Source organism: Thalassotalea coralli (genome assembly GCF_055786205.1).
The window spans coordinates 201,681-226,356 of sequence record NZ_JBVVBK010000006.1 but is presented as its reverse complement, the minus strand read 5'-3'; the positions used below and the strand labels follow the sequence as shown (position 1 = coordinate 226,356).

At 40.5% G+C, this 24,676-nt stretch carries 20 protein-coding genes; 11 read left to right on the top strand and 9 right to left on the bottom strand.

The window, feature by feature from the left end; genetic code table 11:
* Positions 1-36 precede the first annotated feature (36 nt).
* From folK to sfsA, 5 genes are all read right to left on the bottom strand, one after another.
* A complete protein-coding gene (gene folK, locus ACOB80_RS15905; protein WP_473166977.1) occupies positions 37-537 on the bottom strand; it encodes a 2-amino-4-hydroxy-6-hydroxymethyldihydropteridine diphosphokinase in 501 nt (166 codons plus the stop codon).
* A 5-nt stretch (positions 538-542) separates the two neighbouring features.
* The gene (pcnB, locus tag ACOB80_RS15900) at positions 543-1,865 is read right to left on the bottom strand and encodes a polynucleotide adenylyltransferase PcnB (RefSeq protein WP_473166976.1); all 1,323 of its coding nucleotides are present in this window, start codon (positions 1,863-1,865) and stop codon (positions 543-545) included.
* A gap of 224 nt (positions 1,866-2,089) precedes the next feature.
* On the bottom strand, positions 2,090-2,989 hold the full coding sequence (gene gluQRS, locus ACOB80_RS15895; protein ID WP_473166840.1) for a tRNA glutamyl-Q(34) synthetase GluQRS: 900 nt from the start codon (positions 2,987-2,989) through the stop codon (positions 2,090-2,092).
* Positions 2,989-3,429, bottom strand: coding sequence for an RNA polymerase-binding protein DksA (gene dksA / locus ACOB80_RS15890; protein ID WP_473166839.1), 441 nt, complete (start codon positions 3,427-3,429; stop codon positions 2,989-2,991). Before dksA ends, gluQRS begins: the two co-directional genes overlap by 1 nt.
* Positions 3,430-3,719: 290 nt before the next feature.
* Entirely contained in the window at positions 3,720-4,406 is a 687-nt protein-coding gene (sfsA, locus tag ACOB80_RS15885; RefSeq protein WP_473166838.1) for a DNA/RNA nuclease SfsA, read from the bottom strand.
* A 295-nt stretch (positions 4,407-4,701) separates the two neighbouring features.
* Here sfsA and ACOB80_RS15880 point away from each other — a divergent pair, with 295 nt between their 5' ends.
* Positions 4,702-5,667, top strand: coding sequence for a sensor domain-containing diguanylate cyclase (locus ACOB80_RS15880; RefSeq protein WP_473166837.1), 966 nt, complete (start codon positions 4,702-4,704; stop codon positions 5,665-5,667).
* 98 nt (positions 5,668-5,765) lie between these two features.
* Positions 5,766-7,064 carry an aminopeptidase PepB gene (pepB, locus tag ACOB80_RS15875; protein WP_473166836.1) on the top strand — a complete coding sequence of 433 codons (1,299 nt, stop codon included), beginning with the start codon at positions 5,766-5,768 and terminating at the stop codon, positions 7,062-7,064.
* A 94-nt stretch (positions 7,065-7,158) separates the two neighbouring features.
* Here pepB and ACOB80_RS15870 read toward each other — a convergent pair whose 3' ends face one another.
* The 3 genes from ACOB80_RS15870 to ACOB80_RS15860 form a co-directional block, all read right to left on the bottom strand.
* Positions 7,159-7,587, bottom strand: a complete 429-nt coding sequence (locus ACOB80_RS15870; RefSeq protein WP_473166835.1) for a hypothetical protein — start codon at positions 7,585-7,587, stop codon at positions 7,159-7,161.
* Between the two features lie 113 nt (positions 7,588-7,700).
* Positions 7,701-8,288 carry an RNA 2',3'-cyclic phosphodiesterase gene (gene thpR / locus ACOB80_RS15865; RefSeq protein ID WP_473166834.1) on the bottom strand — a complete coding sequence of 196 codons (588 nt, stop codon included), beginning with the start codon at positions 8,286-8,288 and terminating at the stop codon, positions 7,701-7,703.
* Positions 8,289-8,442: 154 nt separating this feature from the next.
* The gene (locus ACOB80_RS15860) at positions 8,443-10,263 is read right to left on the bottom strand and encodes a choice-of-anchor I family protein (protein ID WP_473166833.1); all 1,821 of its coding nucleotides are present in this window, start codon (positions 10,261-10,263) and stop codon (positions 8,443-8,445) included.
* Positions 10,264-10,469: 206 nt separating this feature from the next.
* Between ACOB80_RS15860 and hrpB the strand changes: the two genes are divergently transcribed.
* Positions 10,470-12,989: an ATP-dependent helicase HrpB gene (gene hrpB / locus ACOB80_RS15855; RefSeq protein ID WP_473166832.1), complete on the top strand. Its 2,520-nt coding sequence runs from the start codon at positions 10,470-10,472 to the stop codon at positions 12,987-12,989.
* Between the two features lie 95 nt (positions 12,990-13,084).
* On the opposite strand, the gene ACOB80_RS15850 is transcribed toward hrpB, so the two are convergent.
* Positions 13,085-14,266: a serine hydrolase domain-containing protein gene (locus ACOB80_RS15850; RefSeq protein ID WP_473166831.1), complete on the bottom strand. Its 1,182-nt coding sequence runs from the start codon at positions 14,264-14,266 to the stop codon at positions 13,085-13,087.
* A 290-nt stretch (positions 14,267-14,556) separates the two neighbouring features.
* On the opposite strand from ACOB80_RS15850, the gene ACOB80_RS15845 reads away from it, so the two are divergent.
* The 8 genes from ACOB80_RS15845 (at position 14,557) to ACOB80_RS15810 (ending at position 24,554) form a co-directional block, all read left to right on the top strand.
* Positions 14,557-16,845: a winged helix-turn-helix domain-containing protein gene (locus ACOB80_RS15845; protein WP_473166830.1), complete on the top strand. Its 2,289-nt coding sequence runs from the start codon at positions 14,557-14,559 to the stop codon at positions 16,843-16,845.
* Positions 16,846-17,088: 243 nt separating this feature from the next.
* On the top strand, positions 17,089-18,144 hold the full coding sequence (locus tag ACOB80_RS15840; RefSeq protein WP_473166829.1) for a CNNM domain-containing protein: 1,056 nt from the start codon (positions 17,089-17,091) through the stop codon (positions 18,142-18,144).
* 25 nt (positions 18,145-18,169) lie between these two features.
* A complete protein-coding gene (gene mrcB, locus ACOB80_RS15835) occupies positions 18,170-20,512 on the top strand; it encodes a penicillin-binding protein 1B (protein WP_473166828.1) in 2,343 nt (780 codons plus the stop codon).
* Positions 20,513-20,807: 295 nt separating this feature from the next.
* Entirely contained in the window at positions 20,808-21,398 is a 591-nt protein-coding gene (gene petA / locus ACOB80_RS15830; RefSeq protein WP_473166827.1) for a ubiquinol-cytochrome c reductase iron-sulfur subunit, read from the top strand.
* The gene (locus tag ACOB80_RS15825; RefSeq protein ID WP_473166826.1) at positions 21,398-22,660 is read left to right on the top strand and encodes a cytochrome b; all 1,263 of its coding nucleotides are present in this window, start codon (positions 21,398-21,400) and stop codon (positions 22,658-22,660) included. Before petA ends, ACOB80_RS15825 begins: the two co-directional genes overlap by 1 nt.
* Positions 22,657-23,358: a cytochrome c1 gene (locus ACOB80_RS15820; protein ID WP_473166975.1), complete on the top strand. Its 702-nt coding sequence runs from the start codon at positions 22,657-22,659 to the stop codon at positions 23,356-23,358. Before ACOB80_RS15825 ends, ACOB80_RS15820 begins: the two co-directional genes overlap by 4 nt.
* An 87-nt stretch (positions 23,359-23,445) precedes the next feature.
* On the top strand, positions 23,446-24,087 hold the full coding sequence (gene sspA, locus ACOB80_RS15815; protein ID WP_473166825.1) for a stringent starvation protein SspA: 642 nt from the start codon (positions 23,446-23,448) through the stop codon (positions 24,085-24,087).
* Between the two features lie 11 nt (positions 24,088-24,098).
* Positions 24,099-24,554, top strand: a complete 456-nt coding sequence (locus tag ACOB80_RS15810) for a ClpXP protease specificity-enhancing factor (RefSeq protein ID WP_473166824.1) — start codon at positions 24,099-24,101, stop codon at positions 24,552-24,554.
* Positions 24,555-24,676 lie beyond the last annotated feature (122 nt).

Below are 24,676 nucleotides of genomic sequence, written 5' to 3'. Positions count from 1 at the left end.
CCGAAAAGTGGAGGCGCTATGTAGCTACTTTGTATTTTACTGATTCAAACTGAGTTGGCTATGAATTTTTAAACCATTTTTTGGAATGTTAGTGGCAAGCTCTTGAACAGTGGCGCCACAAGGTAAGTTCAGTTTCGGGGCTAGTTCAGCAAGAGGCAGTAACACAAACTCTCGCTCTTTGATACCATAATGGGGAACGATAAGGTCTTGAGTATTTATTTGCAGTTGGTCGAATAACAGAATATCGACATCCAGTATGCGTGCTCCCCAACGATCGCCTTTGCGGACTCGACCAGCATCTAACTCAATTTTCTGCGTTTGATTTAAGACTTGCTCTGGCTCAAGCTCAGTGGTGATATGCATAACAGCATTCATGTAATCTGGCTGATCTTGCGGCCCCATAGGGCGGCTGAAATACAAAGAAGAAACAGATATAGCAGTAAATGCCTCTACTTGCGATATGGTTGTTACAGCCTGTTGAATTTGTTGTGCAGGGTTCTCTAGATTGCTGCCAAGACCCAGATATACAGAGTGCATCATGGCTAATCTTGTGAATTTGGTTTTCTAGGGCGGCGACGCTTTCTAGGATTGCGTCTAGCGCTTTGTCTTGGCTTAGTTACCGCTTTTACCATTTGGCTCTGCGTTTCTGGTGCTTTGTCTTGGAAGTCAGTCCACCACTTAACTAATTCGGCTAACTCATTGTTGCCGTGTGCAGATTCTACTTGATGTCTTAGTAACAAGAAGTCATAACCGGCTCTAAACTTAGGATGCTCTAAAGTTTTAAATGCACGTTTACCATCGCGACGTACTAGCTTTTCTTGCAGTATCCAAATGTCTTTAATGACAGTTTGGAATCGACGTGGAATTGCGACACAGCGTTGTTGTAACGCCATGACATCACCATACGCGGCAAAAAACGCATCTTGTGGTGTTAATTGCGACTCTACCTTGTACTGCTGAATTTCTTTTTGTAGTGGATACCAAAGAAGTGCTGCAAACAAAAAGGCAGGTGTTACACGTTTGTCGTTGTTAATTCTGTCATCGGTATTTGTTAATGCTGTCTCAATAAAGTCAGCTAAATACCCGTACTCTTGATCTTCAAGTGCATCATCAACCACAGGAAAAAAGTATTTAAAGAGTTGGTAATGTCTTAAGTCATGGTAGTTAGCGACCGCTTTTCCTGAGATAAACAGTTTTAAAAACTCTTCAAACATGCGGGCAGGTGGGATATTCGCTAACAAAGGTGCTAACCGAATGATTGGCTCTTCCGTCGCCTGTTCAATTTCCATATCGAGCTTAGTACTGAATCTAATTGCTCTTAGCATGCGAACCGGATCTTCGCGGTAACGCGTTTCAGGATCGCCAATTAATCGAACTTGCCGTGCATCAATGTCTTGCATGCCGTTCGCAAAATCATAAACTTGGTAGTCGGCGATGTTGTAATAAAGTGCATTGATAGTGAAATCACGGCGCTCGGCATCTTCATCAATCGAGCCATAAATGTTGTCTCGTAACAACATGCCATGTTCGCTTTGTTTCGATATTTTTTGGTCTTTTGCCTTGTCTTTTGATACGTCGTGGTGACCCCTAAAGGTTGCCACTTCAATAATATCTCGACCGAAAACAATATGGGCTAAACGAAAACGTCTGCCTATCAGTCGGCAATTGCGAAATAAGCCTTTAATTTGCTCGGGAGTCGCGTTGGTTGCAATATCAAAGTCTTTTGGTTCTAAACCTAAAAGAATATCTCTTACACCTCCGCCTACAAGGTAAGCGTCATATCCACCTTTGTTTAGTCGGTATAAAACCTTTAATGCATTACTGCTAAGCAAGTTACGAGAAACCGGATGAGAATCTCGTGCAATAACTGTAGGAGATGTACTTGTTGAGACGTGCTTTCCTGGCACCGCTTTGCCTTCCTTTTTTTTGCTAAACACTTTGCGACACAAATCAATGACGTTTTTAATGGTACTAAACCTCATACCCAATAGATAACCGCGCGATCATATAACACCCAAGGTAAAAAGAGAATGAAAAATCAGCGAAACTTGCTTTATCTGCGTTTAGTGTCTGATGATTTCAGGAAAGGTTAACCTATTTCTATTTCTCGTACTTGAGGAACTTTCGATAGTTGCCAACTACTTATTGCTTGGCTAATGATTTCATCAACACTTGCTTGCTTTAGCTCTGGGTCTATTGCCTGCCCTAAAAACCTGAGGGCATCAAATAAAATCTGTTGTGGTCGATCGACGTCAATTGCAGGTGCTTTGTTCTGTTTACTTAGTTTATACCCTTGTTCAGTAACAGCTAACGGAATATGCCCATATAAAGGTGCTTGATGATCAAAACACTGGAAAAAGCTTAATTGTCTTGCGGTAGGCTCGAGTAAATCGGCTCCGCGAATAATATGGGTAATACCTTGCTCAATTTCATCTGCAACTACTGCTAACTGATAGGCATACAAACCGTCTTTTCTGAAAATAATAAAGTCTTCTTCCGACAAGCCTTTATTGCACTGCACATTACCTTGAACTAAGTCGACAAATCCTGAGATTTTCCAATTGTTGATAACTCTAATCGCACTATTATCTTTATCTCTATTGAGGGTTCGACAATGACCTTGATAAATGCCTCCTGCTGCTTTTATCTGAGCACGTGTACATTGACAGAAATACGCGAGATTTTTTTCAAATAAATGTGCAATGATGTCATCGTAGCGATTTGATTGTTGGCTTTGATACACGACAGATTCGTCCCAATATAGGCCGAATTTTTCAAGGGTGCGGAGAATAGCATCAGCTGCGCCTTCTTGTTCGCGAGGCGGGTCTATATCTTCAATGCGAACTAACCATGTACCGTTGTTAGCTTTAGCATCTAAATAACTTGCGAGGGCGGTAACAAGTGAACCGAAGTGGAGTAAACCTGACGGAGAAGGAGCAAAGCGACCACGATAAGAATCACGTGGTCTCTTTACAGTATTAAAGGGCATTAACCTGCTAGCTGACGTTCTTTAATTTCAGCTAAGGTCTTACATTCGATACATAAGTCTGCTGTAGGGCGAGCCTCTAAGCGACGGATACCGATTTCTATGCCACAAGATTTACAGAAGCCAAACTCGTCTTCTTCAATTAGTTGTAGTGTTTTTTCAATTTTCTTAATTAGCTTACGCTCACGGTCACGTGTTCTAAGCTCTAAACTGAATTCTTCTTCCTGCGCTGCGCGATCGACTGGATCAGGGAAGTTTGCTGCTTCATCTTGCATATGTGAAACGGTGCGATCTACTTCTTCACGCAATTGTGTACGCCAAGCTTCGAGAATTTTTTTAAAATGCTCTAATTGCTCGTCGTTCATGTATTCTTCGCCGGCTTTTTCTACATAAGGCTCAACGCCAGCTAATGCTAAAATACCTAAAGCTTTTTTATTTGGCATGCTGTTTCTCCTAATGCTAACTCTTTAGTTGTCAATGTATGCAACTAAATGCATGTGCCAATTATTATTAGACCTGAATTATCAGGACTATATTGTGCTGCTGCGAAACAAATTCAAGGAAAAATTGCTGAAAAATTAACTTTTATATAAATATTAGTTACTTATGTTGCTAATTGAATTTGAATTTTTCGCTCTCGCATATACAAGCTATCTCTTTTAGCAAGAAGCATGTACCTGCGTCAATGATTTTTGACTCTCTACCTTAAGCTTTTGGTATTTTAGTACCAAATTTACTCGATGAATTTAAAGTGCTGGTCTAATTTTATTCTGTGAAAAATAATCTCAACACCTTTTTCTTGTGCTAGGTTAAATAGTTCACTGTATAAGCTATCAATGTGTGAGGCTGGTTTAACGTGGTGAATACCTGTGTGCATAATAGCAAAGACTAAAGTTGCTTGATGTCCTTGTTCAACCATTTCCATTAATTCTCTTAAGTGTTTTTGACCACGTGTTGTTTTTGCATCGGGAAAAAAGCCTTGGCCTGGTTCTTCTCCTTTTAAGGTGACACTTTTCACCTCAACGTATTTGTCAGCCAAATTATCACCGCTCAGTAAAATGTCGATTTTACTGTTTTCTTGACCGTATTTAGCTTCACGCTTCAAGCCTTGATAACAAGATAATGTCTCTACTTCATTTTGCTTGATAGCATATTCAATAAAATCATTAGCTCTGTGGGTATTCACACAAATAAGCTCGCCACTAGTTAGCTCAGTTAATTCCCAGCTAAAGGGGTATTTTCGTTTTGGGTTATCGGATTTGCTATACCAGATTTTGTCGCCGGGGCTTCCACAACCAGTCATAGCGCCTGTATTGGCGATATGCATAGTAGTTTCAGTGCCGTCAGCAAGAATAACGTCTGCAAGAAAACGCTTATAACGTTTGATTAGCGTTGCAGGAAAAACTTCTGTTTTAATCATAAATTCCACATGAAAAAGCGCTTAAAAGGCGATAGCGGTAGGTTACCGCAAAAGAGCATTTGATAATAATGTATAAAGGCATTTGGACAAACCAGAAAATCTCCTAGCTTAATTAAATGGAATTTTCTTGTTGTTTGGGTATATCTGTCATTAGCATTTATCTAGCCTGATACCTCAATCACTCTTTAGAAAGGGATCAGTTTAAGTGTGAATTTTAATCTCAGAACTAGCATAAATGTCATAAAACTGTAAACTGGATGATAGAAAGTTTCTCAAGTGTTTTTCGGGGAATACTATGTTGAAAACTCAGCAGTGGATTTCAGAGCAAGACAAGGAAGAGTTACTGTTACCTGCCTGGCAAAGGCTGGTTGATTTGATGGCAGAATTGTGCGGTACACCTGCTGGCTTTATTGTACAAGCTGGGAATGATAGATATAAGGTGATAATCGCAAATGAATCAGTAGAAAACCCTTATAGTGCAGGGGTTACAATAGATTCAGATGTCAATCTCTTTTGTCGTGAAGTGGTTAGGCAAGATGCTTGGTTATATGTTGGAAATGCATCAGAGAGAAAAGAGTGGCTAAGTAACCCAGAAGTGAGTGAAGACGGGTTTAATACTTACTTAGGGTACCCTTTACATTGGCCCGATGGCTCAGTGTTTGGCACTATCTGCGTCATGGATTTTGAAAAAACTGAGTACGATGATAGATACCAAAAACTCATGCAGCATTTTCGCGAAATGGCAGAACGCGAGCTAGAACTCCTCAACAAAAACCTACAATTACAAAATTCTGCACTGACTGATGATTTAACTAACTTGTTTAATCGTAAAGGATTTTTCTTTGCAGCAGAACGATTGCTAGCCAGTGCAAAAAGAAGTAAAACCAATATCAGCGTTTATTACTTTGATATAGATGACTTAAAACCTATTAACGACAACCTTGGTCATCATATTGGTGATAAAGTGATAAAACGCTTTGCTCAACATTTACAGAAAACGTTTAGAGAAGTTGATGTTTTGGCGAGAGTAGGTGGAGATGAGTTTATCGTGATGTGCGAAAAAAGCACCAGCTTTGAGCTTAGCAAAGCGATTTCTCGTCTTGAGCAAAATGTTAATAGCGATAACGACGAGCCTAGAATTAGATTTAGCTTTGGACAAGCAACTATCAGCGCAAACGCTGACGAAGCACATGTTATAGAGCTATTGATCAAAGAAGCTGACAATAAAATGTATAAGCAGAAAGCGAGCAAAAAACCGTAAATGAAAACAGCACTTTGATTTTTCTTTACTAGAGGTAAAGGCGATTAAACTTGTGTACACTTATAGGCCAATTTTATTCATCACCTCAAGGAAATCTCGTGGAAAGAGTTGCTTCTATTTATTTAACAAACGAAAACCAAGCTAGCGATTGGCAAAAAGACGCCACTATCCAACATAAAAATGGCGATATTTTTATTTATATTTCGACGTTTGATAAATATTCCGACCGTCAGATCCAGCAGGCCGCTCGTAAAATTGAATCTATGGGGGTCGAGCATGCGAAGCTTCAAGGTGATCTATGGCAAGAAGATTTTCAGTGGGCTTTCGCACTTGGCTTTACTTGTGTGAACAAGTTATCGAATGTTGAATTTGCAGGTAGTGATGCACTAATCAACCGCTTGAACGATAAGCTAGCCGTTTACGCTTGGTCAAGAGACTTAACTAATAAACCTTCTACAGAAGTCACCCCACTAGCGCTAGCTGAAAAGGCAAGCAGCTATATCGCTTCACATGCGCCTGCATATGTTTCAACTCGTACAATAAGTGGCGATGAATTATTAGAGCAGGGTTGGGTTGGTGTTTATAACGTCGGTAAAGCAAGTGTTAATCCACCGTGTTTAGTTGAGATTGATTATAACCCAACACAAGATGAAAATGCTGAGGTGGATACCTGCTTAATCGGTAAAGGCATTACATTTGATACTGGTGGCTATAGTATTAAAGCCAATGAAGGCATGTTTGATATGAAAGCTGATATGGGTGGTTCTGCAGTTGTTGCCGGCGCGCTAGCCTTAGCGATTCGTCAAGGCTTGAATAAACGTGTCAAACTTATTTTATGCTGTGCTGAGAATATGATCAGTGGCCTAGCGTATAAAAATAGCGATATTTTAACGTATAAAAATGGTGTTACTTGTGAAGTGGCAAATACCGATGCAGAGGGGCGCATTGTTCTAGCCGATGGCTTGTTACTTGCGGCTGAATCTAACCCAAAGATGACTATAGATGCTGCGACCCTAACTGGAGCAGCAGTGCTTGCAACTGGAGGTGATTATACTGCGCTATTTAGTTTAGATGACCAAGCCGCACTACGAGCGCAAGCTGCAGCAACTGAAGTAAATGAGCCAATGTGGCGCCTTCCATTAGAGCCTTGGCATAAAGACAAATGTCCTTCTGCATTTGCTGATACTGCCAATAGCCGTACTCAAAAAGGTGGCGGTGCTGGCGGTGCAAGTAACGCGGCAGGCTTTTTAGCGCGCTTTGCGCCAAATAACGGTGAAGGTTGGCTACATTTCGATTTAGCCGCAGCGTACAATGGTAAGAGTGACGGCCTGTGGGCTGCTGGCGCTACTGGTATATCTATTGCGACAATTGCTCAACTGATGTTAACCAATCACTAGGACAGGCAAACATTGAGTATAACAAGGGGTGTTTGTTCACCCTTTGTTTAGCTTAGTTTTGACTCAGTGTTTAAATTCAGTGCATGAAATCACTTTAGATGGCTTTTGGCTGATCTGCTTCTGATTGCTGTGCGACAAACTCTGTTAACCACGATTTAGCACTATTAACATCACTAAAAACATGAAAGATCAGGTTGCAGCTTTGATAAACACGTCTAAGTTGCATTTGCTGAAGGTCTGCTGAGTTACTTTCCAAAATAACGCTGGCGTTAGCGATCATGCCATGCTTCATTCTATATCGGGTAACATCTATAAGCGCTTTTTCTGCTTCTGGGGTAAAGACGCTGTTGCCATAAAAAGTCACTAATAAGCCCCATGGCTTGCCTGCAAACTCCTCACATGCCTCATACATTTCTTCAACGTATTTTGCTGCGGTAACATCATTAAAAGGACCATGTGCATCGACAAGTAAAACATCACCTTCTTTTTTGATTTTATACGTACCGTGCGCAGCCAAATCCATTGTAATCACCTATGTTGTTAAATAAGCACTATTGATAACAGGCCAGAAAGCCTTTGCCAAGTAAGCAGGTTTTCTTGAATATGCAAGTTTTAAAAGTGAATAATATCAGTTGTTTAGCTTTGTGCTAATGGCCAGGTTTTAATAGGTTGATAGTGGACGCCGCTGTTGGTTGAGATTGAGTGATACAAACTAATGGACTTAACGGGCATGGCTATATGCGGGGAGCTCCATAAAGGGAGAGCTTTGCTTTTTCTTAGTATAGTGACGTGGGGTGTATAGTGATTTTCATTGCTGTCGACAGAGAATGGTTGCAGTGCTTCTTTTAACCTATTCACAATTATGCGAAGTGCAGCAGGTAGTTGCTTAATGGCTAGATAGGTTACTTTTGGTTTCTTAAAATGCCCTAAAGATTCACTCAACAGCTCGTAGGAGGTTGAATCACCGACAGAGTTGCTAGAGTTTTCATTAATGTATTGGCCAACTGCCGGCGGATTTAATACCGACTGACACAACGCGATAACTTCCTTTTCTTGAGCAAGTGTTAACTGACCTAAAAATGTTATCGTGACATGAAAGTTCTTTGCTTTAACTTCTTTTACATTTTCTTGTTTTTCATTGAGGCGATTTTGCTCAATACGCCAGCTTGCTATTTTCGCTTTGGTTTCCGGTAATAGGTCAAAGGCAATAAAAAGACGTTTCATAAAGGTGATAGTGCAAAATGGCAAAGATACTAGGTTAATTGTAATTTACCCATATCGATAAACAAGCCCCAGCAGAATTAACGGCTGAGGCTTTTTAAAGCACTCTATATGTGAATTAGCTCACATAGTTGGTGTAAATGTAATACTAAAATCACTATTTTTCAGTGATTTGCCATACGGCAACTGAGCCTGATACTTCGTTGCCAATAACTAACATCGCTTCGCTTGTGTCAGTGGCAGGAATGAATGCCATACCTTCAGGTGCTAGATCACCTGTCAAGTCTGCACCTTCTTCAACGCCGCGGTTAATGAAGTAATCAATAAAGTGTACGTCGAATGGGTTAGTAATATCGTACACTAATACGCCAGACATGCGCTCTAAACCAACAAATGCGTAGGTTCTGTCATTGATTTCACCAATCGCAAGTGCTTCTGGCTCGGCACCTTTTGCGTCTGAGCGTGTATCGCCTTCGTTTTCGTCGCCGTCATTGTTAAATGCTTGGCCGTGAATCGCCGCAGTAATTTTGCCAACGTCATCACCTGAGTCGAACACTAGATTGCCATTGGCATCCCAAATAGAGAAAGAGCGAGCGCCGTATGTGTAAAGTCGGTCATAATCGCCATCGCCGTCTATGTCACCTTTTTCAACAGACACTTTCAAGCGGCCAATATCGTAGTCATCGTTGTTTACGTCGGCAAACGCGATAGGATCTAGGTTTAAGTCCTCGACACGACTTTCGTCAGTGTAAGCTAAACAGCCATCATCTTCGTCGTAGTCTGCGCCACCTGCTGCAGTACATGCTGCTTCGTCTGCGACATCAAAGAAATATTCACGACCATCGCCTTCGTTGGCACTAACAACAAAATTTGCATCTTTCCAAGTAAAAGTGGCAATGGTGTCAGGTTGGTACATACCGTATAGGTTTTTGTATTGTTTAAAGTTAATGCCATCATCTTTGTCGGAAGCGTCTAATGAAAGCGTTGACCAGTCTTTCATGCCTAAACCTTTAATGGTCATTAAGCTATTGTCAGCTAAGTCAACAATAGCTAGAGCATTATTCTCTTGAATAGCTACATATGCATAGCGATTATCAGCACTAATTGCTACGTACTCTGGCTCTAAATCCATGGCAACTGAAGTATTAATGGTTTGACTTTTAATGGTGCGGCCTGATGGATTCGGGAACATAACTCCCTGTGCTGCCAACATGTCTTTTTTATCGTTGTATGCTTCGAAAGTGATATTTGTTGCTGTGTCTGCGATAGTGCCATTAGTAACATCGATAACTGAGATACTGCCTTCTGGGTCAACGGTGTAATCTTTACTTGGCTCACCCTCATTAGCGACGACTACTTTACTACCATCTGGTGAGAAAGCCACCATGTCAGGTAGATAGCCTACTTCTACGTTTTTAATGAATGCAGGTGTAGCGCCTGAAATGTCGTAAAAAGCAATATGACCTTTTACACCTGTGTCATCTGCTTCCATAGCAATAGCCATAATATTTAATGCATTTGAAATGCTAATACTGTTGGCATTGCCCGGAGTGTTGGCGCTTAGATCTAGTCGATGGGCAATTTCCATGTTGGTGTTAGTAATGACACCTTCTGCATCCGCTGTTAACGCTGATGAATCTGCGTTAGGTAGGTCAAGAATATCGACAGTCGCTAAATCTGCTGAACTATTGATCGCGTATATCCAGCCAGTAGATGCTTGATACTGTACGATCTCTGCCGCGCCTTCTGGTGAGTCTTCGTTCAGTACCGCACGTGCAACTAATGTTGCTTCAAGAGAGCGAATCGCATCTTGTCCATCTGTACCATTTGTACCATCAGAGCCATCAGTTCCGTTCGTTCCATTTGTGCCAGCTACGCCTTGAATACCTTGAGCGCCATCTTTTCCATCGTCACCATCACAAGCGGCTAAACCTGCAAGTAATAAGCTTGCAACTGTTAATTTTTTTAAAGTTTTCATTGTTATACCGTTACCAAGTAGTTTTTAGGTTGTTGTTATTAAACCCAAATACTTTATGGCAGCTTTGTGACAAATATTGGTCAGCTGGTTGACGAGTCAGTGACATATCGATGAAAGCTTGATGACGAATAGATGACAGTTCTACAACTTGGCAAGTGGGTTTGTTACACTAGCGGCAAAATGAAAACCAGCGTTTTTTCCAATTTATGTCTGCTCAATTTCCTATCGAACAAGTAAAAGAAGACCTTGTTGCATCTATTGCTACAAATAGCATAACCGTGCTTAGCGCTGAGCCTGGTGCAGGGAAGTCGACTCGATTACCTTTATGGTTGCTGGAAGAAGACTCGCCGATAGCAGGCACTATTTATTTACTGCAACCACGAAGAGTTGCTGTTAAAAGTGTCGCGAGTTTTTTAGCTAAGCAAATTGACGAACCGCTAGGCCAGCGAATCGGCTATCAAATGCGACATGACAGTAAAGTGACAAAATCAACCAAGTTAGTGGTTGTAACTGAAGGGGTGATGATCAAAAGGTTACAGCAAGATCCATTTATGGAAGGTGTTGGATTAGTTATTTTTGACGAGTTTCATGAGCGCTCGTTACAAGCTGATTTTGCTTTTGCGCTAGCACGAGACATACAACAAAGTGTTAGAGATGACCTACCTTTACTGATTATGTCGGCAACCCTGGCGACTGAATCGTTAGCGAAAGCGTTACATGATGCCCACTTTATCGAAAGTAGTGGTAGACAATTTCCTGTCGATGTTTCTTATTTTCCGCCAAACAATATTCGACAGTGGCGTGAATATGCCAAGTCGATTATTCAAAAAGAAATAAATGAAGGAAGGTCAACAACCTTAGTCTTTTTGCCCAGTAGTGGTGATATTCGCTACTTATTTGATGCGTTATCGGTTGATGACGATACCGAATTATTACCTTTGTACGGTGATCTACCTCTAGCAGAGCAACAAAAAGCCATTCAACCTAGCGATAAACGGCGGGTTATTTTGGCGACGAATATCGCCGAAACAAGTTTAACGATTGAAGGCGTTGAATTGGTGATTGATACAGGGCTAGAAAAAATAGCAGTTTATAGTGAACAGGTTCTTGCCAATAAATTGGTGCAACGGCAAATTGCGAAATCTTCAGCGATTCAACGTGCGGGGCGTGCTGGTCGTGTAAAAGCTGGCAGGTGTTATCGGTTATACAGTAAAGATAGCTTTGAGCGAGCACCAATGCAGTTAAGTTTGCCAATTCAGCAGGCTGATATTTCCCCATTAACTATAGAGTGTGCACATTGGGGAGTTACTGATTTTGCCAGCTTACCTTTATTAGATTTGCCCATCGCCTCTCAAGAACAGCAAGCTTGGCAAGCCATGCAGCAAATTGGCGTATTGGATGATAAACGCAAGTTAACCATGTTAGGTGAGCAAGTGGTTGAACTACCTTGTCATTCTCGCCTTGGTAAAATGCTGGTTATTGCTCAGCAATTAGAAAATGAACATAACATTAAAGGCTTATTGTGGTTAGCGTGTTTATTGGTGGCTATTTTGGAAGGCAAAGAGCTACTAAAAGTAGAGCAAGCTCGAGAAAACGCAGATATTGCTGTTCGAGTTCAAACACTAATTCAACATGCCAAAGCGCCTTTTTGTGCGCATCATATGAAACAAGCGCATCAGTTTTTTGATCGTCTGACTAAGGTACAATCAAATAGTTCAGAGGCACAGCAATTAGCTGTTAGTAAAGTGGCGGCAAGCAATGACTATTTGGGCATACTACTTTATTTAGCCTTTCCTGAACGTTTAGCTAAACAAAGACACCAAGCACATAGCTACTTGATGGCCAATGGCAAAGGTGTTTCATTAAATGAAAGTGATAGTTTAGTGTCGTCAAAGTGGTTGGTAGCGGCACATTTAACGCAACATCAAAGCGAGTCGGCCATTCGCTTGGCATCTCAAGTAGATATAGAGCAACTTGAAGCTTTTCAATTAGTGCAGCCTGAACAACTGCAAGTGTTAAAGTATGATCAGCGACAAGACAAAATAATTGCCGCAGAGCAGGTGAAAATAGGCCAGTTAGTGTTAAGTGAGCAAAAAGCAGAACACAGTGTTGATAACGAAAAGTTGGTTAACATGTGGTGCGAGCAAATTCGAAAAAATGGTTTGTCATGGCTAAACTGGCAAGCACAGGATTTAACATTGCTTTCGCGCTGGCGTTGGTTGTTGGCAAACTACCAAGAAATTGAATTTTCTGATGTCGAGGAAGTTTCTTTATTAGCTGAACTTGAGCAGTGGCTAGCTCCATTTTTAACAGGTGTGATGACTAAAAAAGCACTCGACAAAGTTGACTTAAGTGCGGCGTTATTGTCATTACTAGATTACCAACAGCGACAAGACCTGGATAAACTTGCTCCGGAATTTTTTAGAGGCCCTACAGGACGCCGTTGTCCTATTCGTTATGCTCAAGAAAAACACCCTATAGTCTCTTTGCCTATGCAAGAGGTTTATGGCTTAGCGCAAGGTCCTAGTGTCGGATTAAGTAACGCCCCGATCATGCTAACCTTGGAATTATTGTCGCCAGCGCAACGTCCTATTCAGGTGACCTCTGATTTAGTCGGTTTTTGGCAAGGTAGCTACGCACAAGTACAAAAAGAGATGAAAGCTAGATACCCAAAGCACAGGTGGCCAGATGACCCTATGTCAGCAAAGCCAGGATATAAAAAGTGATTAACATTCTTACTTTAAATGCTTATGAACCTTGAATGCTTTTCTTAGCCTTTAAGGCTCATAAGACTGGATGAATATTTACCTAACTTATCGGCCTATAGGAACGCGGGTAAAAGCTGTTTTTCAATTTGTTCAAAAATAATGTCCTCTCTGTCATGACCAGTAATGACAACGACTAAATCTAAATCGCTCACGAGAATTATTCGGTTTCCACCAGCTCCCCACGCAAAATTAACCTTGTAGTTTATGTTATTTAAAGCGATGTCCGATTGGTACCATAAATAGCCATAATTAAAACTCGCCGGGATCCAGCTTTCGGTTGGTTTTGTTATTGGGCCAAAAGCGGTTAGTAAATACTCTTGTGAAAGAAAGGTCTCATTATTTAAGCTCCCCTTGTCGGCAAGCATATTACCAACTTTAACCATGTCACGAGAAGTCAAATCAATACCACTTTCTGCCGTTGGCATTTGTTGATGATCTAATTGCCATTTGTAGTCGGTTATCCCCATCTTTTTAAAGAATTCATTTTCAATAAACTGTTGAGCTGTACCAGGAACAACTGCATTTATTAGGTGCATAGCTAAAATAGGATCAGGTGCTTGATACTTGTATACCTGAGTTTGTTTTTTTATCGGTTGAGTTTTTTCGAAAAAAGCTTGGATTTGAGTTGTTCCTGAATACTTTTCACTATTTTCTCTAAAATCTTTTAAATGCTCATCGCTAAATCGAAGACCTGAACGCATGGACAATACATGGTGCAGAGTAATGAGCTCCGCACCATCAGCTAGTTTATTGGTATCTAGATCTTTAAAAAAGCTCACCAAAGGTTTATGCAAATCCGCCATAGTCAAATAGCCTAGCTGCATCGCTCTAGCCACTATTAAACTGGTGTAGCCTTTGGTCGCAGAAAATTGAAAATGCGGTAAGTCTATTCGCCCTTTATTGAAATAAGACTCAAATAATAACTTACCTTTATGACTAATAAGTAAACTATCGTATTTTCCATGTTTGTTTTCGGCTAGCTCTTTAGCGAACGATAAAATAGTGGCTTTATTACCACCATCAACACCAAGTTTTCCTACCTTAACATTGTCCGCTAGTTTTTCTGGGGTAATGTTAATAAAAGCCTTTTCTAATGGAGCCATGTCCCAAAAGTCCATTGTCACTTCTTGTGCTGAGGCCCTTGGAGCCTTAAGCTTTGTTTCATTTGCAAATCCCTCAAATGAAACAAATAGGACAAATGCTGTTAGTAATTTGGCTCGATAATTTGCGAACATGTTAACTCCTATAAAATCGAAAATTGCTGTGCGTTTTAAAAGCGATATTTGAATTCAAAAAACTTGTGACCAAAACGCAACTAAACTACACACAAGGTATATTTGAACGGCTCCTTGCCCAACTTAAATGATATTAAATGTTCTTAAATATACGTTTAGGTGCATGAATTTATGGGTTTTTATTGCTTTGTAGTGAAATACGATAAGGCGTTGTTCGCATAAGATAAAAAGTAAATGTGAATCCGTTTTGTTCCGTTATAATGCATGACAGAAGCAATTACTTTTCGGATATGTCTTTGCAAAACAGTCAGAAATACCAATTAGGACGATGGGTTGTCTGTCCAATAACGAACACCTTCCAAGGCGCTGGCGAGCAAAAGTCAATTGACAATAAAAGTATGCAAGTGCTGTTGTTTCTCATACAAAACGCAGGGCAAAATGTAACCAAAGAGCAAATTATTGCGCAGGTGTGGAATGAGAGTGTTGTTAATGAAGAGATATTGTCTGTAGCAATCAGTAAAATTAGAAAAGCATTAGGGGATAATGCTCGTCAGCCAACGTTTATTAAAACCATACCCAATGTCGGTTATTGTTTGGTTGCTTCCGTAGAGCCGCTAGAGGAAAACACACAACCACTGGAGTTACATTCAAATACGCTAAATGTGGAAACTAATAAGCGTAATCCATACTTTTTAGCTGGTACACTGGTAATACTTACCCTCATTTTTGTCGTAACTTTCTATAGTATTCATCAAGAACCCGAGAATGATCTTCATATAGCTATTAACTCAATTGCAGTATTACCTTTTGAAGATTTGAGTGAGAATAAAGACAATATATATTTCTCGGAAGGGCTCTCTGACGCGATCATCAACCAATTATCTCAGTCGAAATCGTTAAAGGTTATTTCTCGGGATTCTTCTTTTAATTTTAGAGGAAATAGAGACCCATCCATCATTGGTAATGCGCTTAAAGTAGAAGCATTGTTAGATGGAAGTGTCCAAGAATCAGCAGGACAAGTAAGAGTCAACGTTCGAATAGTTAGCACTTTCGATGGCCGTTTGCTTTGGGCTAAAAGCTTTGACAGTCAAAATTCCAATGTATTTAACTTACAAGATAAGATTAGCCGAGATGTTAGATACGCTATTCAGCCAAATTCACAACCTCGCCTTGCAGCGGTTAAGAAAGTCGACAGCCAAGCTTATGAATGGTTTTTAATGGCTCAATATCATTGGCGACAAAGAACACCAAAATCATTATCCAAAGCAGAAACTTATTTTAAACATAGCCTCGAATTAGAGCCCAATTATGTTAACGCATACATAGGGCTAGCCATTACTTACGGCCAGTTGCATTATTACGCGAACTGGAGCGCAAAAGAATCCGCAGATAAAGGGCTTCCTTATGTAGAGCAAGCATTGGCATTAGAGCCCAACTCGCCTAAAGCACTGGCGGCTAAAGGCATGTTATTAACTCTCAAAGCAAGCTATGCTCAAGCCGCTTTATCTATCATGAATGAAGCGCAAGATTTGTTTATTCATTCTTTAGCAATAGAAGATAATGCAACGACACATCATTGGTATAGTTCATTACTAAACCTGATGGGGCAAGAAGCGTTAGTTGCTAAGCATATGGAGCATGCTATTGCTTTAAACCCGCTCTCGGCGTCATTAAAAACAATATATAGCGAATATTTAGCGATTAGAGGGAAACTAGATACAGCACAAAAACTATATAGTAGAGCCCAAATTTTGGAGCCTGACCAATATTCAAATATTGTTCAATCAACCCATGTATTTCGCAATACAACGAGCTCCATTAATGCTTTAGCAGAATGGCACCTAAATAATAGAGAGCTATTTGAATATTGCGCTAGTGACGAATATTGCGAGCAGGTTGTATTTTCATATTTAAGTATTGGGTTGGATAAAGAAGCTAACAAAATATTGGCTCGCATGACATCAAAACATCAGCACTTTAAGCATTCCCTAAAGTTAATAGATTACGGTTTACAAGGTGAGCAAGTTAACGCTGTGTCTTTCTTAAAAAAGCTCAGTGAAAATCGTCCACACAATTATAAGTACAAATATAGTCTGGCGATTGCACAATATAGGGCGGGTCTATATGAGCAGGCAAAAACTTCATTGCTAGACCTTTATCCAGATTGGCGTGACTCCAAAGCTATTGAAGTGACAATGGACAATTACTTAGCCTTGACACTTTATGGCACATCCTTGTTGAAGTTGAATGAACGGGAATATGCCAATGTGGTGTTAAATAATATCGAGCAATTTCTGCTTTTAGACAAGATTCATGACAAAGCACAGGCAGAAATGGTGCTATCTCAAGTAAACGCTCAGTTAGGTCGCTCAAATAAAGCGACAAAGCATTTGCGTAATGCGTTGCACCAAGGCTGGCTCGAAACCTTTGACCGAGAATGGTGGACTTTACAGGACGATCACTTATTGGAACCTTTACAGAACAAGCGAGAATTTAAAGCGTTAATACAAGAGCATCAAGAAAATGTGAATAATTTAGCGCAAGAAATTAGGGTAAAATTAAACGACTTAAAGCGCTAACGTACTATTTCTTAGTTACATTTTTCTCATTGTTACTTGCTCTGTAGCCAGAATAACTGTGCGTATCACTAATGCCGCGATAAAAACGCATTTAATTCGAACGAAATTTAACCCTGAAAGGTCAACACGCCCTGGCTAATCCTCTGAATTTATTGAAAGTAACATCTTCAATGAGAAAACCATACCATTACTAGAAAAGCTGGTTTACAATCGGAATCTAGTTTTTAATTAATTTAAATATACATGACTTTACTTATCACCTATCTGGCCGTTGCCATTGGCGTGTCTTTTCTTTGTTCAATCCTTGAAGCTGTTTTGCTATCGGTTACACCTAGCTTTGTCGAGCAAATACAAAAAACAAAGCCAATGGGCGGAAAAGTTTTAGAGCAAGTAAAAGAAAATATAGATAAGTCAATTTCTAGTATTCTAATTTTAAATACATTTGCTCATACGATGGGAGCAGCAGGTGTAGGTGCACAAGCAATTAGAGTGTTTGGCGAAGAAAAAGAGACCTTAATTGCCTTTTTGTTAACACTCGCTATTTTGTATTTTTCTGAAATTATTCCTAAAACGATAGGGGCTAAATTTTGGCGCTCATTGGCGGTTCCTTCTGCCTATGTTATTAGTTTCTTAGTCAAATTGGTGTATCCATTAGTGTGGTTCTCCTCATTGTTGACTCGCTTATTCGATAAAAACAAAACTGATGTTGTAAGTCGTGATGAAATTAAGGCGTTTGCCGCGTTAGGGCATAAAGATGGCTCGCTATACCACCAAGAAAATCAATTGGTTGAGAATATTTTAACCTTGCGTGAAGTGAAGGTAGAAGACATTTTAACGCCACGTAGTGTGGTACATGCTTTACCCGAAACACTTACCGTTACCGAAGCATTAGCGGCAGAGCAAACAGCAAACTTCACCAGAATACCTGTTTACGTTGATACTATTGATAACATCACAGGTGTCGTTATCAAGGGCGCCTTGTATGAATTAGAGCGTCAAGGTAAAGGTGAGCAAACCATTGCTGAGGTAAAGCAAAGTATTCATCGTATTTCCGAAAATTTACCGGTTTTACCGTTACTTGATGTCTTTATTAAACGTCATGATCATATCTTTTTAGTGGAAGATAATTTTGGCCAAACTGCGGGTATTGTCACGTTAGAAGATGCAATTGAAACCTTCCTTGGGCGAGAAATTGTTGATGAAAGTGACGAAGTTGAAGACATGCAAAAACTTGCAAAAGCCAAGTTTAGACAACGTTTAAAGTCAACTCACAATAAAGTGTCTGACGATAACAGTTAGGCTTTTCAGTTAGCAGAGAAGGTTTGTGGCTAGTAAAGAAAAGCAAAGTAAGACAAAGCAAGAAGACAATCAAACACAAGTAAAGCCAAGTAGGTTGCGTCGATTTACTTGGTTTTTAGTTAAATTGTGCTTTGTCGGCATAATCGCGTTAGCGGGCTACACCTTGTATTTAGATGCCAAAGTTGTCGATAAGTTCGAAGGGCAACGATGGCAAGTTCCTGTGCAAGTCTTCGGTAAAGTTCAGCGCTTTACTATTGGCGATTCGATACATTTATCTCAGCTCAAATCTGAGCTCAGCCTGATGAATTATACCCGTGTAAATCGTGTTGCTAATCCCGGACAATTCGCGCTTTCTAACTCTAGAATTATTATATTTCGCCGCGCATTCGATTTTGGTGAAGGGGTAGAGTACCCTGAAAAAATTCAAATAGATGTCATCACAAAAGGTGACGTTCAACAAGTGACAAAGCTCTATCGAGACAATGTTGCTGTAGAAGAAGTCGCACTCGAACCCTATTTGATCGACCGGATTGTCCCCGAGAACAAAGAAGATAGGGTGTTAGTACCACTACAATCTGTTCCTGAACGACTATTAGATACCTTGCTATTGGTGGAAGATAGAGACTTTTATCATCACGCAGGGATCTCACCTCTTGGTATAGCACGAGCGTTGTTCGCCAACATAAAAGCAGGGCGCACAGTTCAAGGGGGCAGCACGCTAACTCAACAGTTAGTTAAAAATATGTATTTAACGCGAGATAAAACCATATGGCGCAAAGCCAATGAAGCGATTATCGCGCTGTTGCTTGAATATAGATACAGCAAAGACCAACTGTTAGAGGCCTACATTAATGAAGTTTATCTAGGTCAACATTACGCTAATGGTATTTATGGCTTTGGCTTGGCGGCAGAATTCTATTTCGGCAAAAATGTTAGCCAGTTAACTGATGAGCAAATGGCAACTTTAGTAGGCGTCATCAAAGGGCCGAGCTATTACGATCCATGGCGTTACCCAGAACGCGTTAAAAAGCGTCGAGATTTAGTGCTCAAGTTGATGTTTGACCATGAGCAACTAAGTAAAAGTGAGTACTTATTATCGCTAGATGCTCCATTATCTGTAAGGCAGTCGCGTAGACTACCGAAAAATAAGTATAGATTTCCTGCGTATCTACAATTAGTAAAACGCGAGCTTAGTCAGTTACTCTCGCCTGAACTACAAGGGGCAGGTATTCGCGTGTTTACCGAATTTTCACTGCATGCCCAAGTAACTGCCGAGACAAGTATTGAAAAAACCATGAACGCGCTTGCTAAGTCTCATGGTAAAGAATTAGAAGTAGGTATGGTTGTTAGCGACAAACATACTGGTGCGGTAAAAGCATTAATTGGCGGTAAGAAAAAGGGCTATGCTGGCTTTAATCGTGCATTAAATGCGAACAGACCTATCGGCTCGTTAACCAAACCAGCGATTTATTTATTGGCGCTAGAAAGGTATCAGGAGTATCAATTAGCGACACTGCTTTCAGATAAAAAGATTACCTTCACTTCTGACTCAGGCAACACTTGGCAACCTAAAAACTATGATGGTAAGTATTTGGGGCAGGTGTCGTTACTAGACGCTTTATCTGGTTCAAGAAATATTCCCACGGTTAATTTAGGCATGGCGTTAGGGTTAGAGCACATCGCCGATGTTTTCCACTTACTTGGCTATCAAGAAGATATTACGTTAAGGCCGTCTCTGCTGTTGGGTGCCATTAACATGTCGCCTTACCAAGTGAATCAGTTTTATTTGCCTATGGTTAATAGCGGTTATGCGACTGAAAATCACGCGGTAGCGAGTATATTGACTGCTCAAGGTGAAGTCTTGTACGAGCAAGTAAATGAGCACAACGCTTACTTCTCTCAACAAGCTTCGTATTTACTTGATTATGGTTTAACGCAAGTCACTAAAACAGGTACGGCAAAATCCTTGTCTTGGCGATTAAAAGGAAAAACTGTTGCGGGTAAAACTGGCACGACTAATGACCAAAGAGATAGTTGGTTTGTTGGTTATGATCAGGAGCATTTGGTGACTACTTGGGTTGGTCGCGATGACAACAAAGCGACAGAAGTCACAGGCAGTTCAGGCGCTTTAGTTGTTTTTGCTGACTTTATGCGTGATTTTGGTGTGGTTAATAAACATCTTTCCCAACCTGAAAACGTCGAAGAAATAGCGTTTGAATTATCCACAGGAAAGCCAGTGGCAAAAAATTGCAAAGATAACATCAAGTTACCAGCAGTGAACCAAGGGCTTTCATGGCAATACGAGTGTAACCAACCTGTTGAGCCAGAAAAGAAAAAATCTTGGTTAGAACGCTTGTTTAGCGATTAACCCATATCACCTTAGCATCGAGTACAACTCACTCTTTGACAATTTTATTCGGTTAACAATTCACCTTTCGAAAGCATTTAATGATCTCGTTTGAAATATTTTGAAATATTTTTCGTATTTCCCGCTTTCAGCCGTTAATTTCCTTGTAAAAAACAGGGCTTTTCTTTATGATCGAAAAAATTTTTTTATCGCTAAGTTTATTTGTTTAAAAAAGAATCACCGCTTTGGCTATGCTGTATTAAGCGAGAAGAATTCGAACGTTAAACAACATAAATAACATTTTTGGAGATGTTGGATGAGCAATGCGCCTGTAAATAACGGCCGCCGTCGCTTCCTTACTGCTGCAACGTCAGTAGTTGGTGGTGTTGGTGCTGTCGGTGTGGCTGTACCTTTCCTTGGCTCCTGGAACCCGAGTGAGCGTGCGAAAGCCGCTGGTGCCCCAGTAGAAGTCAACGTAGGTAAAATTGAGCCCGGTCAATTAATTAGAGCAGAGTGGCGAGGCAAGCCTGTTTATGTGGTTCGCCGTACACAAGAAATGGTAGACGGTTTATCGCAAATCGACGACCAACTTCGTGACCCTAACTCACAAGAGCCGCAGCAACCAGAATACGCAGTAAATACTCACCGCTCTATTAAGCCTGAGTACATGGTTGCATTAGGTGTTTGTACACACTTAGGTTGTGCACCAACTTACCACAAAGGTGACTTTGAAGAGAAAGTGGAAGGCGTTAAAAACGGTTTCTTCTGTCCTTGTCACGGTTCAAAATTTGATATGGCAGGCCGTGTATTCCAAGGTGTACCTGCTCCATTAAACTTAGTGGTTCCTGAGCATTCATTCCCAACTGACGACACCTTATTAATTGGTGTTGGACAAGGAGCAGCGTAATGGATAACTTCTTAGCTTGGATCGAAAAGCGCATCCCTATGATGGATGCGATCAATAAGCATGCTGTTCAATACCCTGCACCTAAAAACGGTAATTTCTGGTATGTATTCGGTGCTTTATCTTTACTTGTATTAGTTAACCAAATCTTAACGGGTATCTGGTTAACCATGAACTACGAACCATCTGGCGATGGCGCGTTTGCTTCAATTGAATACATCATGCGTGACGTAGATTACGGTTGGTTATTAAGATATATGCATTCAACAGGTGCTTCTGCATTCTTCGTTGTTGTTTATCTTCACATGTTCCGTGGCCTTATGTACGGTTCTTACCAAAAGCCGCGTGAATTACTATGGATCTTCGGTATGCTTATCTTCTTAGTGTTGATGGCAGAAGCATTCATGGGTTACTTATTACCATGGGGTAACATGTCTTATTGGGGGGCGCAGGTAATCATATCCCTGTTTGGGGCCATTCCGATAGTGGGTGAAGAATTAACGATTTGGATCAAAGGTGACTACGTTATCTCTGGTGCAACTCTTAACCGCTTCTTCGCATTGCATGTAATTGCCTTACCACTTGTATTATGTGTATTAGTATTCTTACATATTATTGCACTTCACGAAGTTGGTTCTAACAACCCTGACGGTACAGATATCAAGAAGCCAAAAGGTAGCGTACCAGAAGAAGAGCAAAGCAAGTTTACTTTCCATAAACAGTACACAAGCAAATACGACATTGTTGACGCGGTACCTTTCCACCCTTACTACACGGTGAAAGATATTGTCGCGGTGGTTATCTTCTTGATTGGCTTTAGCTATATTATGTTCTTCGCACCTGAAGGTGGTGGTTACTTTATTGAAGCGCCAAACTTTGAACCTGCAAATGGCTTGAAAACGCCTGAGCATATTGCTCCTGTATGGTACTTTGGTCCTTTCTATACCATCTTGCGTGTTGTTCCTGATAAATTATTCGGTGCAATTCTAATGTTCGCGGCGATTGGTGTATTATTTGCCTTACCATGGTTTGACCGCAGCACAGTGCGTTCTATGCGCTACCGTAGCAAGTTGCACACATTTAACTTAATTCAGTTCGCTATCTGTTTTATTATTCTAGGTATTCTAGGTACTAAACCAGCAACTGACTTAAACAACTTAATCGGTGTTATAGCCACCTTTGGTTACTTCGGATTCTTCCTTCTCCTTTGGGTTTACAGTAAGAATGAAAAAACTAAACCAGTTCCAGAGAGGGTGACAGGATAATGAAAAAGTTAATTTTAACGATTTTAGCGTGTATCCCTTTTGTAGTGTTAGCTGCAGGACCTAAAGTTCCAGTTGATAAAGCTAATAATGACTTAAGCGATAAAGAATCATTAAAGCGTGGTTTTGAAGCATACTTAAACTACTGTTTAGGTTGTCATCAGTTACAGTACCAACGTTACAATCGTACGTTCCGTGACTTAGGAATCGACGAAAAATACGGTGCTGCTAATTTAATGCCTACTGGTGAAAAAGTCGGTGACCACATTACTAATACTATGCCTGCAAAAGATGCAGCAAAATGGTTTGGTACTGCGCCACCTGATCTTACATTAGAAGCTCGTTTGAAAAGCCCTGATTGGATTTACACATACTTGCGCTCTTTCTACGTAGATCCAAGTCGTCCATTCGGTGTTAACAACACAGTATTTAAAGATGTTGGTATGCCGCATGTACTTCAAGACTTGCAAGGTGTTCAAACCTTAGACGAGAATGGCAATTTAACACCTGCTCAAGGTGGTACTATGTCACCTGAAGAGTATGACGAATTTGTTCGCGACTTAACTAACTTCTTAGAGTATGTTGGTGAGCCGAACAAACTTGAGCGTCAACAGTTAGGTTACTATGTAATTGGTTTCCTACTTATCTTGTTGATATTCTCTTACTTATTGAAGAAAGAATATTGGCGAGATGTACACTAGATTCTAGTGTACCGATAGCAATATAGATTTTGGGGGCCTATGCCCCCTTTGTTAGTTTTTAACGTTTAGATAATTTTTGGAGGCAAAATGGCCGTTGCTGCAAACAAACGCTCTGTCATGAACTTATATTCACATGCGGATGACATGTATAGCCATCAAACACGCATTGTTCTGGCTGAAAAAGGCGTTGGAGTAGATATCCATTTAGTTGATATGGCGAATTTGCCAGAGGATTTACTTGATTTAAATCCTTATGGAACTGTACCTACGTTAATTGACCGTGAATTAGCTTTATACGAAGCAAAAATCATTATCGAATACTTAGATGAGCGTTTTCCTCATCCACCATTAATGCCGGTTTACCCTGTGTCTCGTGGTCGTAGTCGTTTAATGATGCACCGTGTTGAGCAAGACTGGTATAGCTTAGCTAAGACTATTCAAACAGGCTCAGCAGACGAAGCTGAAAAAGCGCGTAAAGAACTTGCTGAAAGCTTATTGAGCATTGCACCAGTGTTAAACGAAGCGCCTTACTTCATGAGCGAAGAATTTAGCTTAGTTGATTGCTACTTAGCACCACTATTATGGCGCTTACCTGTGTTAGGTGTAGAGCTTAACGGCACAGGTGCTAAGGAGCTTAAAACTTACATGCTTCGCTTGTTTGAACGTGAGTCTTTCCAAGCGTCATTAACTGAGGCAGAGCGCGAATTGCGTTACGGTGCATCTGTTTAATGAGTTCTGAAATGACTTCTACAAAGCCCTACATTGTTAGGGCTTTTTACGAATGGATCTGTGATAATGGGCTTACCCCTTACATTGCTGTAGATGCCAACGTATATGGTGTTTTAGTGCCTCAGGCATATGTTAATGATGGTCAAATCGTTCTGAATATTTCACCTTCAGCGGTTGGCGCAATATCGCTAGCAGGTGATGAAATAGAATTTTCGGCTCGTTTTGGCGGTAAATTAGAACATTTGGTTATTCCTTTTGGGGCGATAGGTGCTATTTACGCTAAAGAGAACGGTGCGGGTACATCGCTAGCCATTGAACACCCTCCTGAGCCTACAGAACAGAGCACTGAGGAAGAAAAGCCTAAATCGCTAAGTAGTGTGCCAAAAACCGAAAGCGAAGCCGCTACAGAGCCTTCTGACAAGAAAAGTAAATCAAAAGGTCGCGCATCTCTAAAAGTTGTTAAATAGCATCCGTTTTTATTTGCCAATAGCGCAGATATAGTGGGTTGTTTAACAACTTTCATTATTTCTAGAAAATTTATAATCAAGGCTCTTCAGAGCCTAAATATTCTCATCACAAAAAGATTTTT

Excerpts from the sequence above, each read along its gene's own strand:
- folK (WP_473166977.1), bottom strand. The coding sequence starts at position 537 with ATGCACTCTGTATATCTGGGTCTTGGCAGCAATCTAGAGAACCCTGCA.
- gluQRS (WP_473166840.1), bottom strand. The coding sequence starts at position 2,989 with ATGCCCTTTAATACTGTAAAGAGACCACGTGATTCTTATCGTGGTCGC.
- dksA (WP_473166839.1), bottom strand. The coding sequence starts at position 3,429 with ATGCCAAATAAAAAAGCTTTAGGTATTTTAGCATTAGCTGGCGTTGAG.
- sfsA (WP_473166838.1), bottom strand. The coding sequence starts at position 4,406 with ATGATTAAAACAGAAGTTTTTCCTGCAACGCTAATCAAACGTTATAAG.
- ACOB80_RS15880 (WP_473166837.1), top strand. The coding sequence starts at position 4,702 with ATGTTGAAAACTCAGCAGTGGATTTCAGAGCAAGACAAGGAAGAGTTA.
- ACOB80_RS15870 (WP_473166835.1), bottom strand. The coding sequence starts at position 7,587 with ATGGATTTGGCTGCGCACGGTACGTATAAAATCAAAAAAGAAGGTGAT.
- thpR (WP_473166834.1), bottom strand. The coding sequence starts at position 8,288 with ATGAAACGTCTTTTTATTGCCTTTGACCTATTACCGGAAACCAAAGCG.
- ACOB80_RS15860 (WP_473166833.1), bottom strand. The coding sequence starts at position 10,263 with ATGAAAACTTTAAAAAAATTAACAGTTGCAAGCTTATTACTTGCAGGT.
- hrpB (WP_473166832.1), top strand. The coding sequence starts at position 10,470 with ATGTCTGCTCAATTTCCTATCGAACAAGTAAAAGAAGACCTTGTTGCA.
- ACOB80_RS15850 (WP_473166831.1), bottom strand. The coding sequence starts at position 14,266 with ATGTTCGCAAATTATCGAGCCAAATTACTAACAGCATTTGTCCTATTT.
- ACOB80_RS15845 (WP_473166830.1), top strand. The coding sequence starts at position 14,557 with ATGTCTTTGCAAAACAGTCAGAAATACCAATTAGGACGATGGGTTGTC.
- ACOB80_RS15840 (WP_473166829.1), top strand. The coding sequence starts at position 17,089 with ATGACTTTACTTATCACCTATCTGGCCGTTGCCATTGGCGTGTCTTTT.
- petA (WP_473166827.1), top strand. The coding sequence starts at position 20,808 with ATGAGCAATGCGCCTGTAAATAACGGCCGCCGTCGCTTCCTTACTGCT.
- ACOB80_RS15825 (WP_473166826.1), top strand. The coding sequence starts at position 21,398 with ATGGATAACTTCTTAGCTTGGATCGAAAAGCGCATCCCTATGATGGAT.
- sspA (WP_473166825.1), top strand. The coding sequence starts at position 23,446 with ATGGCCGTTGCTGCAAACAAACGCTCTGTCATGAACTTATATTCACAT.
- ACOB80_RS15810 (WP_473166824.1), top strand. The coding sequence starts at position 24,099 with ATGACTTCTACAAAGCCCTACATTGTTAGGGCTTTTTACGAATGGATC.